This is a genomic window from Acinetobacter soli (genome assembly GCF_000760595.1).
In the GTDB taxonomy this organism is placed as follows: domain Bacteria; phylum Pseudomonadota; class Gammaproteobacteria; order Pseudomonadales; family Moraxellaceae; genus Acinetobacter; species Acinetobacter soli.
This window is the reverse complement of sequence record NZ_BBNM01000013.1, coordinates 79,915-95,965: the sequence shown is the minus strand read 5'-3', so window position 1 is coordinate 95,965 and position 16,051 is coordinate 79,915. Positions and strand designations below refer to the sequence as shown.

The 16,051-nt window shown below is 42.9% G+C and carries 10 protein-coding genes; 2 read left to right on the top strand and 8 right to left on the bottom strand.

Annotated elements, in window-relative coordinates:
* Positions 1-1,515, top strand: a 1,515-nt coding sequence (locus Aso01_RS13880) for a DUF2345 domain-containing protein (protein WP_042065537.1), incomplete at its 5' end; no start/stop codon positions are given.
* A gap of 14 nt (positions 1,516-1,529) precedes the next feature.
* On the top strand, positions 1,530-4,469 hold the full coding sequence (locus Aso01_RS13875; protein ID WP_004940599.1) for a hypothetical protein: 2,940 nt from the start codon (positions 1,530-1,532) through the stop codon (positions 4,467-4,469).
* Between the two features lie 23 nt (positions 4,470-4,492).
* Here Aso01_RS13875 and Aso01_RS13870 read toward each other — a convergent pair whose 3' ends face one another.
* The 8 genes from Aso01_RS13870 to leuS all read right to left on the bottom strand — a co-directional run bounded on the left by Aso01_RS13870 (position 4,493) and on the right by leuS (position 16,029).
* On the bottom strand, positions 4,493-5,479 hold the full coding sequence (locus Aso01_RS13870) for a formylglycine-generating enzyme family protein (RefSeq protein WP_004940596.1): 987 nt from the start codon (positions 5,477-5,479) through the stop codon (positions 4,493-4,495).
* A gap of 123 nt (positions 5,480-5,602) precedes the next feature.
* Positions 5,603-6,574, bottom strand: coding sequence for a formylglycine-generating enzyme family protein (locus tag Aso01_RS13865; protein WP_004940595.1), 972 nt, complete (start codon positions 6,572-6,574; stop codon positions 5,603-5,605).
* A 426-nt stretch (positions 6,575-7,000) separates the two neighbouring features.
* Complete coding sequence (locus Aso01_RS13860; protein WP_370736358.1) at positions 7,001-8,362, bottom strand: efflux transporter outer membrane subunit; 1,362 nt, start codon at positions 8,360-8,362, stop codon at positions 7,001-7,003.
* Positions 8,363-8,406: 44 nt separating this feature from the next.
* The gene (locus Aso01_RS13855; RefSeq protein ID WP_004940593.1) at positions 8,407-10,404 is read right to left on the bottom strand and encodes a MacB family efflux pump subunit; all 1,998 of its coding nucleotides are present in this window, start codon (positions 10,402-10,404) and stop codon (positions 8,407-8,409) included.
* A 2-nt stretch (positions 10,405-10,406) separates the two neighbouring features.
* On the bottom strand, positions 10,407-11,753 hold the full coding sequence (locus Aso01_RS13850) for a MacA family efflux pump subunit (RefSeq protein ID WP_004940592.1): 1,347 nt from the start codon (positions 11,751-11,753) through the stop codon (positions 10,407-10,409).
* 100 nt (positions 11,754-11,853) lie between these two features.
* Positions 11,854-12,849: a DNA polymerase III subunit delta gene (holA, locus tag Aso01_RS13845; protein WP_004940590.1), complete on the bottom strand. Its 996-nt coding sequence runs from the start codon at positions 12,847-12,849 to the stop codon at positions 11,854-11,856.
* 15 nt (positions 12,850-12,864) lie between these two features.
* On the bottom strand, positions 12,865-13,380 hold the full coding sequence (locus Aso01_RS13840; RefSeq protein WP_004940589.1) for an LPS-assembly lipoprotein LptE: 516 nt from the start codon (positions 13,378-13,380) through the stop codon (positions 12,865-12,867).
* A gap of 27 nt (positions 13,381-13,407) precedes the next feature.
* Positions 13,408-16,029 carry a leucine--tRNA ligase gene (leuS, locus tag Aso01_RS13835; protein WP_004940583.1) on the bottom strand — a complete coding sequence of 874 codons (2,622 nt, stop codon included), beginning with the start codon at positions 16,027-16,029 and terminating at the stop codon, positions 13,408-13,410.
* Positions 16,030-16,051: the final 22 nt, after the last annotated feature.

Genomic DNA, 16,051 nt, shown 5'->3' with positions numbered 1-16,051 from the left:
CGCCGCAACATCAAAATCGTACCCGAGTACCACCCGCAGCAACATCGTCCACCGGCACATCCGCAACGCGCCAAAGTGGTGGGGCCAGAAGGCGAACAGGTACATGTGGACGAATGGGGACGCATCAAAGTCCGGTTCCTGTTTACCCGCAGCGAAGACCACAGCCATGATGGTGGCGCAGGCAGTAACGACAACGACACTGATTCAGCATGGGTCGATGTACTGACCCCATGGGCAGGTGAAGGCTATGGCGCCCGCTTTTTACCCCGTATCGGCGAGATCGTGGTGATCGACTACTTTGATGGCGATATCGACCGGCCCTTTGTACTTGGACGCATCCACGAAGCGCAGCGAAGTCCGACCAAATTCGACATTAAAGGACAGTTACCGCATACCCGACACCTGAGTGGCATCCGCTCCGAAGAAATTCAAGGCAGTGGCTACAACCAGCTCCGCTTTGATGACACCACAGGACAGATCAGCAGCCAGCTCCACAGCAGCCATGGCGCGACCCAGCTTAATCTGGGCAATCTGAGCCACCCCAAAGAACAACTGGAAAGTGAAGGCCGAGGTGAAGGTTTCGAACTACGTACCGACCAGTGGGGAGCCGTACGGGCAGGTGAAGGGCTACACCTCAGCACCCACAAACAAGAGCAGGCACAGGGCCAGCATCTAGATGCGAAAGAGGCCAGCCAGCAGCTTGAAAGCAGCCTGAACAATGCCAAAGCCTTAAGTGAAGTGGCCAAGAATCAGCAGACTGACCCGCTTGAAGTACTGGACAACATCAAACAGTTCTTAGAACAAATTGAACAACAAGACCAGAACAAGGCTGCCGCATTTAAGCAAGCACTGATGATCTTAAGTGCGCCTAGCAGCATTGCCATGAGCAGTAATCAAGACATCCACCTGAGTGCAGACGGACAACTGAGCCAGCATGCAGGAGACAGCCTGAACATAAGCACGCAAAAAAGTCTGATTGCACACGCCAGTGACAAGATCAGTTTATTTGCAGCACAGCAAGGCGCTCGCCTGTATACCGGCAAGGGCAAGATCGAGTTACAGGCACAGGGCGATGGGGCTGATCTGATTGCACGTAAGGATATTCAGATTATTTCTACGGAGGAGGCAGTGTATATCACCAGCCCGAAAGAAATAAATTTAACCGTCAATGGTTCGCAGCTTAAACTGAATGATTCGGGTGTTTTTTCGACAACTGGTGGAAAGTTTGAGGTGAAGGCGGGGCAGCATATATTTGAGGGTGGGGAGAAAGTTACTGTTCCTGAAATGAGTTTTAATGATTCGCCTTGTTATTTAACTTATCGCGTGACTGATACGCAAGGTAAACCTTTAAAAGATAAGCATTATGTAATGTATCTTGCGGATGGAAGTGTAAAAAAAGGGAAAACGAATGGGTTGGGGGAAACTGAGAGCGTCAAAACTTCTGGACCTCAAAAAGTAAATATCTTAATTGATGATGAAGATCATGATGGATATCACATTAGTCAACTCAACTAATTTTAGGCAGTTCTATGACGAATAAAGCACAATACAAATTAAAATTATTACTTGGTGAAAATGGAAGTAAACCATTGGCCAATACTGCATATGTTATTACAGCTCAAGGTAAAATTTTATCTAAAGGTAGTACATCGTCAGTTGGAGAAACAGCTGTATTTGAAGTTATGGGTTTAACTTCTATACAAGTAAAAGTTTTCAATCCAAAGCATAATAATGGAAAAGGTGGTTATATTTTTCCAGAACTATTTAATCATAAAGCTTCAGATATTTTGATCAATAATAATGTGTTGGATAGTATTAATGATTTACAGAATAAAAAAATCAATTTAGATGAGATTTTTAAGAATAAAAATCAAAAGAACGCAAATATCTTAGTTCCAGAAAAAAAGATTAAAGTTACAATATTAAGATTAAGACCATATATCATAATTGACCTGAGAGATCACTTAAAACGTATTTTTAAAACACGTTTAAATTATGATGTGTTAGATGCTAGTGGTAATATTATTAAAGAAAATAATAAAGAATTAAAGGGTTTAAAGACTGAAAAAGCTGGTTTAACACAATTGTATTACTCAAATGAAGCAGTAAAGTTTAGATTTTACAATGGTGATTTAGGTAGTGTTAAAGTTACTACCGATTTAATCCCCCCTTTTTTTTCACATCAGGAAGTTTTAAAGATTCAGTATGTCAAAACTGCACCAGCAGTGACTATGCCAGATATTAAAAATACAACTTTATTGGCTGGTAAGCAAAATATTCCAATCATTGTAGATCCTGTTACCAAAGAAATTTACGTATTAAGCCCTCAAGATTTTAAAGATTTTTTAGATGTCTCGGGTAGCTTAACGAATGCTATGAAGACGTTGCATGAGCGACGTGAGAAAGTAAACACATTAATGGCACTTGAAGCAAAAACACCTGAACAAATCCGAGAGGCTGAAAAAAATCTAGGGATCGCTCAAGATGAGGCAATAAAAACTCTAAATCAGAAATTTAAAAATCAGGCTGATATTCGTGAAGTGATTGCATTTGAAATGTTTACCACCTCTGATGGTCGACAAAAAATGAACGCGATGCGTAAATACACCAATGAAAGTCAACATATAAAAAACAAAAATAATAGATTAAACAAATTTGAATATCGCCTGAATTATGAGGTTCCTTGGAATGCTTCTACCCAAACAGCTAAAACAGGGCATAAAGACAATACATCAATGACGATTGATCGTGAAAAGTTTAAAGAAAACTTTACAAAAACGGTTGAGGGTATTCATGCAGAAGTTTATAAAATCAAAGGTGAAAAATCGATTACGCTTGTTCCAGATCCTAAAATTTTTGGAATTACAGCAACAGAGTTAGTTGAGAGTTATAAAACTAGTGGTTCTTCAACAGTGGATGTTCAAGCACAATGGTTAAGATTGATTGCAAGTACAGGCTATGATGGCACCTTGAAATGGGGAGCGAAAGGGCTTCAAGCGAGCGGCTCAGCTTATGCACAGGCAAAAATGGTACTTCTTGAAGGAAAGAAAAAATGGTTGTGGGCTTATCCTAGTTTACAAGGCTGGGTGATGCAAATTGACAATGTTCCTTTAGGTGCAATTCGTTTTATTTGTGGCGCAGAAATTTATGGTTTTTCTGGAGCAGTGTTCGCAGCATCTTCAGCTTTTGCTGTCACAATTGATAATAATTCTGGTAAGCAGATGCTTAGCAGTATAAAACGTGATCCTAAGGCAACTTTAGCCAATAGTCTAAATTCATCTAAGCGAGCCATATTAGATATTAAAAAAGGTGGTATGGACGATCAAGTTAATGAGGATAATAAGTTTAATGCAGGAATTAATGCTTTTGCAGGAATGCAAGCGAATATCACTCCTTTTGGTGGATTACAGTGGCTAGATCCTGAAAAGCCAAAAGACTTTTCTGACTTGGCAAAAATTTCTCCTACTCTAGGTTTGAGTGCAGGTGTAGGTGGAAGTGCAGATTTTAGTTTGTATTACGATAATGGTGCTTTCAGATTTAAAGCGAGTATAGCAGCTTGTTATGGTGTGGGTGGAAAAGGAGCATTGGAATTTACGGTTGATTTAAATAAGATAGATCAACTAATCAAATTTGTTGCTTATCAACTGACCTATGTATCTTTTAAAAAACTAGTTTATATGTTGCATGATGATTTTATACTATTACATAAAGTAAGTATGTTACTGCCATTTGAAAAAGATAATTCATTTATTAAAAATATTAGATCTATAGACCTTGAATTTTCTAAATTAATCTACAAAATGCAAAAAGCAGAGCAGCGTATTGCGATATGCCGTAAAATCAATGCTAAAGGTCAATGGTTAAAATATTTAAGTCCTGAAAGCAGAGGATGCTTTTTATATCACATTACGCGGCATGGATTGCTTACTCGAATGAATGATCCATCTGAATCTGAAGGCTGGCGAATATTGGGCACAGATAAGGAGTATGATTTTCCTGAACATAAAGAAGCTGTATTGAATTTATTTAAAAGCGTGACAGTTGTAAGCCATTGGACCAACACACTTCAACATATGCATCCTGATGGTGAAATATCAACTCAAAGTATTGCAGCAAATGAAAGTGAGTTATTAGACTTTTTAAATTTGGGACGTAAAGGATTTGGTGTGTTAGCTTTAGCTGATCTAAAAAAAATCAAAATTTTGATTAACCAAGATCATAATTTTCCCAAAGATTATCGTTCAGGCAATAAATACATTGATGAATATATTAAAATGCGCGGAGAGCGCATATTAGCCTACCCCAAAGACTATATGATTGCTAATTTTGATAGTCAAGAGTTTAGAAAATTACAGCTTGCTCAAGGGCTGATACAATCTGATATATTTTTGGCCCAAGCACCTGCACCGATCGATCAAATCGATTCAGATAAATACGAAATAACACAGGAGCAGACATGGATGGTTTAATTCTATCCATGTCTATTTAATGCCTAATTAGTTTGAATAAACGGTTTTGGTAAGTTAGAGGCACAACGAACAGCTGTAGAAAAATTAGGATTGAAATATTCTTTATCTGACTCATCAATTGTTGGCTCAGGGTTATCACCACTTCGATAAATGGTGGTTACACTACCTCCAATTTGTAAGCTCTTTGCTGCACCCACTTGATATGTACTTCGAACCGATTTGAGTGTTCCTGTTGCTGGGCCTTGAGGATTTTTCTCTGGTGAGTGCTTATAATATTGAGGATCAAACCAATCCGACATCCATTCATAGCTATCGGTTGCTAAGTCGTAAAAGCCTAGAGGGGTCGGAGGAAACTGACCAAGTTTTGGAACTTTTACTCCATGAAGATTAGGTATAGATTTACTAAATTCACGTCTTTGTTCATCACTCCATACATTTCGTCCTGGTTCATATTCACCATTATCCGTTGGATAGATGACATATTGTCCACGGTTTCTGGCAGCATATTCCCATTGCGCTTCGGTCGGCAGTGTCATTGGTATCCCCACTTGTTGGCCTAGCCATTGGCAATAATCGTGTGCTTGTTGCCAGCTTACACCTGCGGGTGCATTTGGTACGCGTAACTTTTTGGAAATTTCTTCCATTGCAATTTTTTTCTGCCCAGTCGCTTCAGTATAAATATCAAAGTCATCAAAGGTTGTCTTATACGCATTTAAACTAAAACTATCGAGAGTGACTTTATGTAAAGGCATGGCTGCATAAAGGCCAGTGATGGGTAATTTATCTTTACGTGTGACGTGACCAAAATCACCCATCATAAAGCTTCCGCCCTCAACAAAAATCATATTCTTTTTTGTTTTCTCAACGAGCTTTTGAATTTTTTGTTGTAATTCGGCTGAAGGCTGAGCTGCTTTAGTGGATGTTTCTGTCGATTTTGCACAGGCACTTAAAGCAAGAGTTGAAAATAAAAAAATTACAAGATTTTGTTTCATCATCTTTTTATAAGTCATAACGTTACGAATGTTGTATAAATTTTAAGTGAGATATGAATTCTTGAAAAGAAACTTTGTGTTAAGTGATTAGAGTTAGCTGTATTTATCAATGAACAAATTTAATCGCTTATAAAATATCATTTAACTTCTTTTATTTGAGATAAACGATTTTGATGAGTTCGATGCGCATCTGACCGCTGTCATGTCATTTGGATTCAGATAATCTTTATCTGATTCATCAACTTTGGGTTCAGGATTTTCACCACTACGATAAATTGTAGTCACACTGCCTCCAATTTGTAAGCTCTTTGCTGCACCTACTTGATATGTACTTCGAACCGATTTGAGTGTCCCTGTTGCTGGGCCTTGAGGGTTTTTCTCTGGTGAATGCTTATAATACTGGGGATCAAACCAATCCGACATCCATTCATTCCCATCGGTTGCCATATCATAAAAGCCTAAAGGAGTAGGTGGGAATCTTCCTAAAATAGGAATAGGCATATCCACACCAACAGTTTTTTTAACTTTTTGTCGTTGTTCATCACTCCATACATTTCGTCCTGGTTCATATTCACCATTATCCGTTGGATAGATAACATATTGCCCACGGTTTCTGGCAGCATATTCCCATTGCGCTTCAGTCGGCAGTGTCATTGGTATCCCCACTTGTTGGCCTAACCATTGGCAATAATCGTGTGCTTGTTGCCAACTCACACCTGCCGGAGAATTTTCTTGACGGAAAAATTTTGATACTTTTTGAGTACTGATTTTTGGCTGCATAGTCGCCTCAGTATAAATATCAAAGTCATCAAATGTAGTTTTATACGCATTTAAACTAAAACTATCGAGCGTGACTTTATGTAAAGGCATGGCTGCATAAAGGCCAGTGATGGGTAATTTATCTTTACGTGTGACGTGACCAAAATCACCCATCATAAAGCTTCCGCCCTCAACAAAAATCATATTCTTTTTTGTTTTCTCAACGAGTTTTTGAATTTTTTGTTGTAATTCGACTGAAGGCTGAGCTGCTTTGGTGGATGATTCTGTCGATTTTGCACAGGCATTTAAAGCAAGAGTTGAAAATAAAAAAATTACAAGATTTTGTTTCATCATTTTTTATAAGTCATAATGTTACACATATTGTATAAATTTTAAGTTAGGTGTAGGTGCTTGAACAGAGATTTTATGTTAAGTGATTATAATTTGAAGTATTGCCATAAATAGTTTAAAAGATTTTAACTATTTTTATATTAAACTCATATTTAGCATGTAGCTAAAAGAGTTGAAATATATGTTCTTAAACTCACTTCGATTATCACAATTCACATGGGATTTTTTATCATTATCAGAAAAAATATTAGAAAGACCAGGTTCTGGGACTCCTAAAAAGCAGGAATTTTATAATAATTTTTAACTGATGATCGTGTTCTGATGAGTGTTATGAAATATCGAAAAAATCTCAAAGGAAAAGATCATTATCCAGAAAATTATTTTGATCAAGAAAAGTAAGCCACCGTAGTGGCTTTTTTTATAGATCTATTATTGAATTGGAGAGCCACCCAATGCCTGCATGAGCGTGACATAGGCATTGTATTGGCTTTGTTTGGTATTGACCAAACTTAAGCGCGCAGTTCGCGTTGTTTGCTGCTGATCTAATACATTTTTGAGCGCAATCGCGCCATTACGATAACGCACATCGGTCAGGCGTTCTGCTTTCTCTGCCAGTTCGAGATTTCGTTGCTGAAATTGAACTTGCTGATTCAACTCGGTACGGGCAGAAAGTGCATTTTCAACATCGGCAAAAGCCTGATACAAGGTCTGACGATACTGAATAATGGCTTTTTCATAATCGAGTTGACTAATGGCAATATTCTTCTTCATGTCATTATATTGTAAAAAAGGCAAACTCAAATTCGCACCAAGCGCCAACACTGGGTTTTTAATCAGCTCTGTGAGTGATGTGCTGCTTGAACCTAAACTTCCCGTTAGACTGATCGATGGATAATAACTGGCCGTGGTAGCATCTTTGGTTGCCAAGGTTTCGCGTAATCTCAACTCAGCTGCACGTAAATCTGGACGTCGTGACAAAATGCTGGCCGGCAATCCAGCTTGAATTTGCGGTAAATTGACCTGAGGCAAGCGCTGTGGTTCTTGGATATTTAACTGCTGCACAGGAATGTGTAACAGTACAGCCAACGCTGTGCGGGTTTCTACCAAGCTTTGCTGGATCTGGCTTAAGTTGGCTTTTTGACTTTGGACCGATTGTTCGGCTTGTGTTAAATCCAGCCCGGAAACAGCACCTGCTTGGTATTGGGTATTCACCAAGCTATATAGTTTTTCAGAGGTGGCCAAGCTTTGTTGTGCGGTACTTAAGCTTTCATTTAAGTAAGCCAGTTGCCAGTAGAGCTTCGTAGTGGTGCCAATCAGGGTTTGTGCAGTCGCCTGTAAATCTTGCGCTGTGGCCAATGCTTCCCATTTGGCTGCTTCGGTCTGACGCGCCAATTTACCAAATAAATCCAGCTCATAACTTACCCCGGCATTGAGCGAGAGGCCATTTGAACTTCTATCACCCGAGTTTACGTCAATATTCTGACTGGTCGAAACACTTGAATTAACGCGTGGGCCTTGCTGATCTGCAGCCAAGCCAGCTTTTAATCGAGCCTGCCGAAGTGTAATACCTGCAACAGCCAAATCAGTATTTTTGGCAATCACCTGATCGACCAGTTGATTGAGCTGTGTATCGCCAAATAATGTCCACCAGCGGTCGGCATAATTGGCATAATTTGATGTGGCTTGGGTCTTGTCGTATTGAAAGCTCGAAGGTGTTTGTACAGCGGGTGCATGATAGGGTGTTTTCACCATTGCAGTACAACCGACCAACGTCGAGGAGGCAACGAGCATGGCACACAGCGTAGTAAGTTTAGATGATGGCATGAGAGCTCCTCTTATTCTCTAGACAAGGCCGCAACAGGATCGAGCTGAGCAGCATTTCTGGCGGGTAAGAAACCAAAGACCACACCAATCAGGGTTGAGCAAATAAAAGCCGCAACAATCGAAGTGGTTGAATACGCCACTGCAAAATTCCCGGCGGCAACTTTGTTGATAAGTTGACCTAATCCCAAGGACAGTAATACGCCAAGCACACCACCGATTAAACACACCAGAATGGCTTCAATTAAAAATTGCTGCAAAATATCGCTTTGACGCGCACCAACCGCCATGCGTACCCCAATTTCTTGAGTTCGTTCCGTCACAGAAACCAGCATGATATTCATAACCCCAATTCCCCCAACAACCAGTGAAATGACGGCAATGGCAGACACCAAAAGCGTCATGGTGCTGGTGGTTTTTTCAATGGTCTGACGGATACTGTCACTGTTCATGGTGAAAATATCTTGTTGACCGTGTCGCAAGGTAAGCAAGTTCACAATGGCATTTTCAGCAGCACTGGTGGAATACTGATCATTAATACGAACGATAATGCTACGCACATTCGACTGACCCAGCATACGGCTCATCACAGTGGTATAGGGCATATAGACGTTCAGGCTATCATCTGAACCCATTGCGCTGCTCTGCGGCTCGATAATGCCGATAATTCGAGCCGGTACGCTACCCAGTAAAATCACTTGCCCAATCGGGTTGGTTCCATCTGCAAAAAACTGCTTTTGGGTATTGGTATCAATCACCACATCTTGCGAGCGATCCCGCACGCTGACAGCATCGAAGCTTTGCCCATCTTTAAACGTTAAGCCACGCACGCCAAAAAAGTCATTTCCTACACCATTGATGGTGGCGGTGGCTTCATTCTCTTGATAACGAATGGTTTTGGAGCTACTCACCATCGGCGAGACTGCTGTAACATAAGGTTGAGTTGCCAAGGCATCGGCATCTGTTGGAACCAGCGTTTTAAAGTTGGCGGTTTTGGAGTTGTCACCAAAGCCACGACCTTGAAAGACTGTAATGGTATTGGTACCCAGACTGCTGATATTTTCCAGAATCTGTTTCTGTGAGCCGTTTCCAAGCGCCACCACAGTGACCACAGATGCAATACCGATAATAATCCCGAGCATGGTCAGAAAGGTGCGCATGCGGTGTGCATTCATCGAAATCAGCGCCATCTGAAACGCTTCAGACAAGCGATCTAAAAATGATCGCCAAGATGACACACTTTGACTTTTACTCTGCTTGTGCGCAAGGGCGGGTGCAGCATCAGGATCTGGTTGAGCTTTTTGTGTAGCGGCGGACTCAGGAGTATTGGCGCGGTCAGCAATAATCTCGCCATCACTGATCTCAATAATTCGGGTGGCATTTTTGGCCACTTGCATATCGTGCGTTACAATAATCACGGTATGACCTGCCGCATTGAGTTCACGCAAAATCCGCATCACCTCGACACCGCTATGCGAATCGAGAGCACCGGTAGGCTCATCGGCTAAAATTACATCGCCGCCGTTCATCAGCGCACGGGCAATCGAGACACGTTGTTGTTGACCACCCGACAGTTGACTTGGGCGATTCTGAGTTTTACTGCCCAGTCCCAATTCGGTCAACAGTGCTGTTGCACGCTGTTTACGTTCGGCTGGATTAACGCCTGCATAAACTGCTGGAACTTCCACATTGCCTTCTGCAGATAAATCTCCGAGCAAATGATAACGCTGAAAGATAAATCCGAAATATTCACGGCGGAGCTTGGCCAGATCATCGGGTTCAAGTTTTCCGGTTTCTTGCCCGCTCACTTTATAGCTGCCGCTGGTCGGTCGATCCAAACAGCCTAAAATATTCATGAGGGTCGATTTACCCGAACCGGACTGGCCGACAATTGCCACCAGTTCGCCTTCGTAAATCGTCAGATCAATATTTTTTAAAATTTGTATGGTGCTATCGCCAGCAGGGAACTCTCGTACCAGATTGCTGACTTCAAGCAAAGCTTGTTTGGTCATGCTTAGAATCCCATTGGTCCACGACGACGATTACCACTATTGGCGTTAGCAGCTGAGGTATCTGCACTGTCAGCAATCACCACCTGATCACCTGCTTTAAGCCCTGCCAAGACCTGTGCACTGACTCGGTTGTTAATACCAATCAATACTTGTTTTGGCTGCGCCGTGCCATCTGCATTTAATACACGCACCACACTGAGCGTGGCTTTTCCTGCTTCGACTGCCTGCTTTTGCTCTGCGGTTAAGTTCAGGCGTTCGAGTTTAGGTGCATCAGTTTTGTCTTTTTTATGGCTGGCTGTCGCCGAAGATGCAGCAGCATTTTTATTACGATTCGATTGACCCTGACCATTTGCTGAGCGTGTCGACAAGGCAGAAGACGGGACCAGTAAGGCATGATTGACCGAATCTAAAACAATATAGACCTGAGCTGTCATATCAATACGTAATTTGCCATCTTCATTGGGCACATCAAACAGGGCGTTATAATAAATTGCGGTGCTGCTGCTTGAACTAGATGAGTTACTAGATGAAGTGGATTCACTAGAAATTGAGTCTGGTGCCGGTTCAATCTGACGTAGTGTTGCATAGCGCTTTTTGTCATCGCCTAAAGTTGTGAAATACACCTGCTGGCCTTTTTCCACTTTCATGATATCGGCTTCGCTGACTTGGGCTTTAATTGTCATGTTCTGTAATTTTGCAATTTTCACAATCGTTGGAGCCGACTGGTTGGCGTTTACCGTCTGACCTTCTTCCGTCACAATGGCCACTACCGTTCCATCGGTCGGCGCCACAATGCGGGTATAACCGATATTGGTTTGTGCCGTCGAACGCGTCACTTTAGCCGATTCAATCTGCGCATTAATCGCTTTAATCTGAGCTTGAGCCGTTTTGTAGCTGGCTTCGGCAGATTCAAGTTCGGCTTTAGACGTGGCATCTTGTGCAAACATTTGCTGCTGACGACGATACGCCAACTGTGCCTCATTCAGATTGGCTTCTTGTTGTAAACGCTGAGCTTCTAAATTACGAATATTGGCATCTGCGGTTTTTAAACTATTTTCCTGCGTGGTCGAATCGATTTGCGCAATCAGTTGCCCTTGTTTCACTTCATCGCCCAACTGAACGTACATCTTCTTCACCTGACCAGATACCTGTGCACCGACACTAATCAGTTTGGTGGCATCCAGTGTACCGGTTGCCAGTACCGTATTTTCAAGATTACCGTAGTTTGCTGTTTCGGTGATGTACTGCGGTTGCTGTTGCTTAGGTTTCAAAAAGAACCAAGCCAAAAGGGCAATCAGCACAATACCAATGGCAATAATCACAAGTCTAGATGGTTTTATTTTAGGCATAGCGATACAGGCAAAGTAAGAAGGACTGGCGCTAGTATAGAAGTGAAATGAGAATAAAACGTGAATATTTTTATTAATTTAGTTCAATCAAATACATTCATCAGGCTGGCTGGGCAAACAGCGAAGTACCACATAATTCGGCCAGCGCCTGTAAAATCAAGTGCTCGGGGTTTTCATCCGACATGCCTTTAATGGCACTGTCGATACGTAACAATAAGGCAGGCCAGTTTAAAAAACACTGCGGATTTAAGCGACGCAGTGCCTGCTGATAATCCGATACTTTGGTTTTCCAGATTCCCAATTGCAATGCATTTTGCGGTTGCTCAAAGAGTTGCATCAGCAGACGCATTTCTTTGCTTAATGTCCACAAAATCAGACTATGGGGTTCTCCCGCACCAATCAGATATTGAAAGATTTTGACTGACTGCGCCAGATTGCCACGTAACATGGCATCACTTAAATCGTAGGTGGTATAACGTGATTGATCTTGCAGGCAGGCATACAACTGTTCAATTCGAATCAGTTGATGGTCGGGGAAGGTATCGCTTACGCGCATGAGACTGTTTTTAGCCGCAAGCAGATTATGCTCGTGGTGCTGCATCAGCCATGTCCAAGCATCCTGATCCAGTTGTATCCCAATTTTTTCTGCTTCTTTTGCCAGAATGCGCTGACGATCTTGTGGATACTGTGCGCTCAAATGCGCAATCACGCCATTGGCTTCAACCGTTTGAAAAAAAGACGACTTTAGACTTGAGGCATCCTGTTTAGGCAATACCACCAGTAGCAGATTATGCTCATTGTGCTGCAAGTAACTTTTGAGTTGCTTGATACCGTTGGCATCGGGCTTGATGTTGCCATGCACTTCAATTGCCAGTTGCTGCGAAAAAAGCGATAGGCTATTTAAACCATTAAACACGTTTTTCCAGTCACTCACGCTGCCAATGTCATAACGCTGCCGCTCGATCTCTTGCGCCTGCCAGCTCTTACGAAAGGCATCAAGTAGATTTTGCTCAAGCAAAGGCTCCTGACCGTGAACAATCCAAGCACCACGGGCTTCGTCGACCCGCTTAAGTGCTTGTAAGTAATCCAGTTTCATATGAATCACACAGCCTTAAGGCTGAGCAGTGACCTGAGGTAAACGATTGTTTGAAATCTGACGAGCAATTTGCTGTGCCACATCATCGACAATGATATGGTTCAGATAAATCTCTTGCTGGTTGTCGGTGTTGACCGTTGCCACATCGTATTGATAGTTACGTGTTGCGGTGATGGTTCTTGGTTCTGTCAGCGCATGACCTTGACGATCTTCAATTTGGAAAGTCACAGTCAAACGCAGCAGCACCTCAGTGAGTTTACCGTTCAGAAGCTGTCTGCGCGGGGTGTAATCGAGTACACGAAGCACATAGGCATCATTGGCCTGACTGATTTGTGCGCCAGACGCAGTGAGATAAACACTCAACTGCTTTTCTAGCTCCTCAGTATTGGCTGGTAAAGCCAACTGAATTTTAGTGTAAGCCATCGGACTGGCAGATGGATTCATTCCTTTCAAATGAAATCCACAGCCGACCAAGCCTGCACTTAGACCTAAAGTTAAAACAACTGCTGCTAAACGTTGAACTAAGTGCATGCTTGTTCCTCTTGACGCTTGTTAGAATTAAACCACTAGGTTAACCAGTTTGTTTGGCACCACAATTTCTTTTTTGGTTGGACCTGTTAAAAATTGCTGAATTTCCGGTAACGCTTTGGCTTGTGCCAACAGCTCATCTTTAGAAATTTCGACCGACACTTCCAACTTACCACGAAGTTTACCATTGACTTGTACAACGATGGTTTGTGTATTTCGTGTCAATGCAGACTCATCCACCGTTGGGAATTGTGCTGCAATTAAATCGATGCCGAATTCTGCCAGTAAGGTCTGACTCAAGTGCGGTGCAAATGGTGCCAGCAAGGTTAGCAAGGTTTCAATGGCTTCACGCGCAACAGCAGCATCGTCAGCAGTTTGAACTTCAAATTTGCTGGTGGCATTGAGTAATTCCATCATGGCTGCAATGGCGGTATTAAATGCATGACGGCGCTCAATATCATCGCCCACTTTTTGAATGGTTTCATGCGTTTTACGGCGCAAGTCTTGTGCATCTTTAGATAGCTCGCCAGCAATTGGTGCCTGCGCATAGCCTTTTTCCAAGAATCCAGTCGCAAGGCGCCAAACACGCTTTAAGAAACGGTTAGAACCTTCTACGCCTGCATCTGACCATTCGAGTGATTGATCAGGTGGGGCAGCAAACATCATAAACACGCGTGCAGTATCTGCGCCGTATTGATCAATAATCGCTTGTGGATCAATGCCATTATTTTTGGACTTAGACATTTTTTCTTGTCCGCCAATCACCACTTCTTGTCCGTCGCCACTGTATTTGGCAGAGACAATACGGCCTTTTTCATCGCGTTCAAGCAAGATATCGGCAGGGTTGAACCAGGTTTTTTTGCCACTTTCGCTTTCGCGGTAGAATGTATCGGCCAGCACCATGCCTTGAGTCAGTAGATTGGTAAACGGCTCATCGCCTTGAACCACGCCTTCATCACGCATGAGTTTGTGGAAGAAGCGCGCATATAACAAATGCAATATCGCGTGTTCTACGCCACCAATGTATTGATTGACCGGTAACCAGCTTTGCGCTGCTTCTGGTTTGACCATTCCGCCGGTAAAGTCAGGAGAGGCATAGCGTGCATAATACCAAGATGACTCAACAAAAGTATCGAGAGTATCGGTTTCACGGCGCGCATGACCACCACACGATGGGCAAGTCGTTTCGTAAAACTCAGGCATTTTATTGAGTGGATTACCCGATCCGTCTGGAACAACGTCGGTCGGTAATACCACAGGTAACTGCTCTTCTGGAACCGGAACCTGACCACAGCTATCGCAGTTGATCATTGGAATTGGACAGCCCCAGTAGCGCTGGCGTGATACACCCCAGTCACGTAAACGGAACTGAACTTTCGAATTTGCTAAACCTTGTGGTTCTAATTTTGCAAGGAATGCATCAAATGCTGCTTGGAATTGCAATCCATCAAACTCACCAGAGTTGACCAGAATTCCATCTTTAGAGCCGTACCATTCTTGCCACGTGTTTACCGAATACTCAGCATCATCTGCGCCTTTGGCATCAATCACTTGCTTGATCGGTAGATTGAACTTATTGGCAAACTCGAAATCACGCTCGTCGTGAGCAGGCACAGCCATCACAGCACCAGAGCCATACGACATCAACACATAGTTGGCAATCCAAACCGGAAGGGTTTCACCTGTGACCGGATGCTTAACCGATAAACCAGTCGACATGCCTTTCTTTTCAGCGGTGGCTAAATCGGCTTCGGCAACCGAGCCCATACGGCACTCTTCAATAAATGCCGCCAATTCAGGGTTATTCTCGGCTGCTTTAAGCGCCATTGGATGCTCTGCGGCAACCGCTACATAGGTCACACCCATCAGCGTATCGGCACGTGTGGTATAAACTGTTAAAGCATCGGCATAAATTTCTGGGTTAGCCGATGGGAACGTGATGTCCATGCCCGTTGAGCGACCAATCCAGTTACGCTGCATGGTCAAGACCTGTTGCGGCCAGCCATCTTTGAGCGTATCTAAATCATCTAACAGTTCTTGTGCATAATCGGTGATGCGGAAGTAATACATCGGAATATCGCGCTTTTCAACCAAAGCGCCCGAGCGCCAACCGCGACCATTTTCAACCTGCTCATTGGCCAAAACGGTTTGATCCACCGGATCCCAGTTGACGGTAGAGAGCTTGCGATAAATCAGCCCTTTTTTATACAACTGCACAAAGAGCCACTGTTCCCAGTGATAGTATTCTGGTGTACAGGTGGCAAATTCGCGATCCCAGTCAATCGATAAACCGAGTTTTTTCAGTTGGTCGCGCATGTAGGCAATATTTTCAAACGTCCATTTTGCCGGTGCGACTTGATGTGCAATAGCTGCATTTTCGGCAGGAAGACCAAACGCATCCCAGCCCATAGGTTGCAGTACCGTTTCACCTTTGAGGCGATAAAAACGGCTGATCACGTCGCCAATGGTGTAGTTACGCACGTGACCCATATGCAGTTTGCCACTTGGATATGGAAACATCGACAGGATATAACGATGTTTTCCTTCAACAGTGTCTGCGACTTTAAATGCTTTGCGGTTTTCCCAGTCGTTTTGAACCTGAGATTCGATCGCATTGGCTTGATATTCGGCGTCAATGTGTGCGGTAGTCATAAATGTATTGGCAACAACAAAA

What these genes read in the sequence shown, in the direction of transcription:
- Aso01_RS13875 (WP_004940599.1), top strand. Translation starts at nt 1,530, where the DNA reads ATGACGAATAAAGCACAATACAAATTAAAATTATTACTTGGTGAAAAT.
- Aso01_RS13870 (WP_004940596.1), bottom strand. Translation starts at nt 5,479, where the DNA reads ATGACTTATAAAAAGATGATGAAACAAAATCTTGTAATTTTTTTATTT.
- Aso01_RS13865 (WP_004940595.1), bottom strand. Translation starts at nt 6,574, where the DNA reads ATGATGAAACAAAATCTTGTAATTTTTTTATTTTCAACTCTTGCTTTA.
- Aso01_RS13860 (WP_370736358.1), bottom strand. Translation starts at nt 8,362, where the DNA reads ATGCTCGTTGCCTCCTCGACGTTGGTCGGTTGTACTGCAATGGTGAAA.
- Aso01_RS13855 (WP_004940593.1), bottom strand. Translation starts at nt 10,404, where the DNA reads ATGACCAAACAAGCTTTGCTTGAAGTCAGCAATCTGGTACGAGAGTTC.
- Aso01_RS13850 (WP_004940592.1), bottom strand. Translation starts at nt 11,753, where the DNA reads ATGCCTAAAATAAAACCATCTAGACTTGTGATTATTGCCATTGGTATT.
- holA (WP_004940590.1), bottom strand. Translation starts at nt 12,849, where the DNA reads ATGAAACTGGATTACTTACAAGCACTTAAGCGGGTCGACGAAGCCCGT.
- Aso01_RS13840 (WP_004940589.1), bottom strand. Translation starts at nt 13,380, where the DNA reads ATGCACTTAGTTCAACGTTTAGCAGCAGTTGTTTTAACTTTAGGTCTA.
- leuS (WP_004940583.1), bottom strand. Translation starts at nt 16,029, where the DNA reads ATGACTACCGCACACATTGACGCCGAATATCAAGCCAATGCGATCGAA.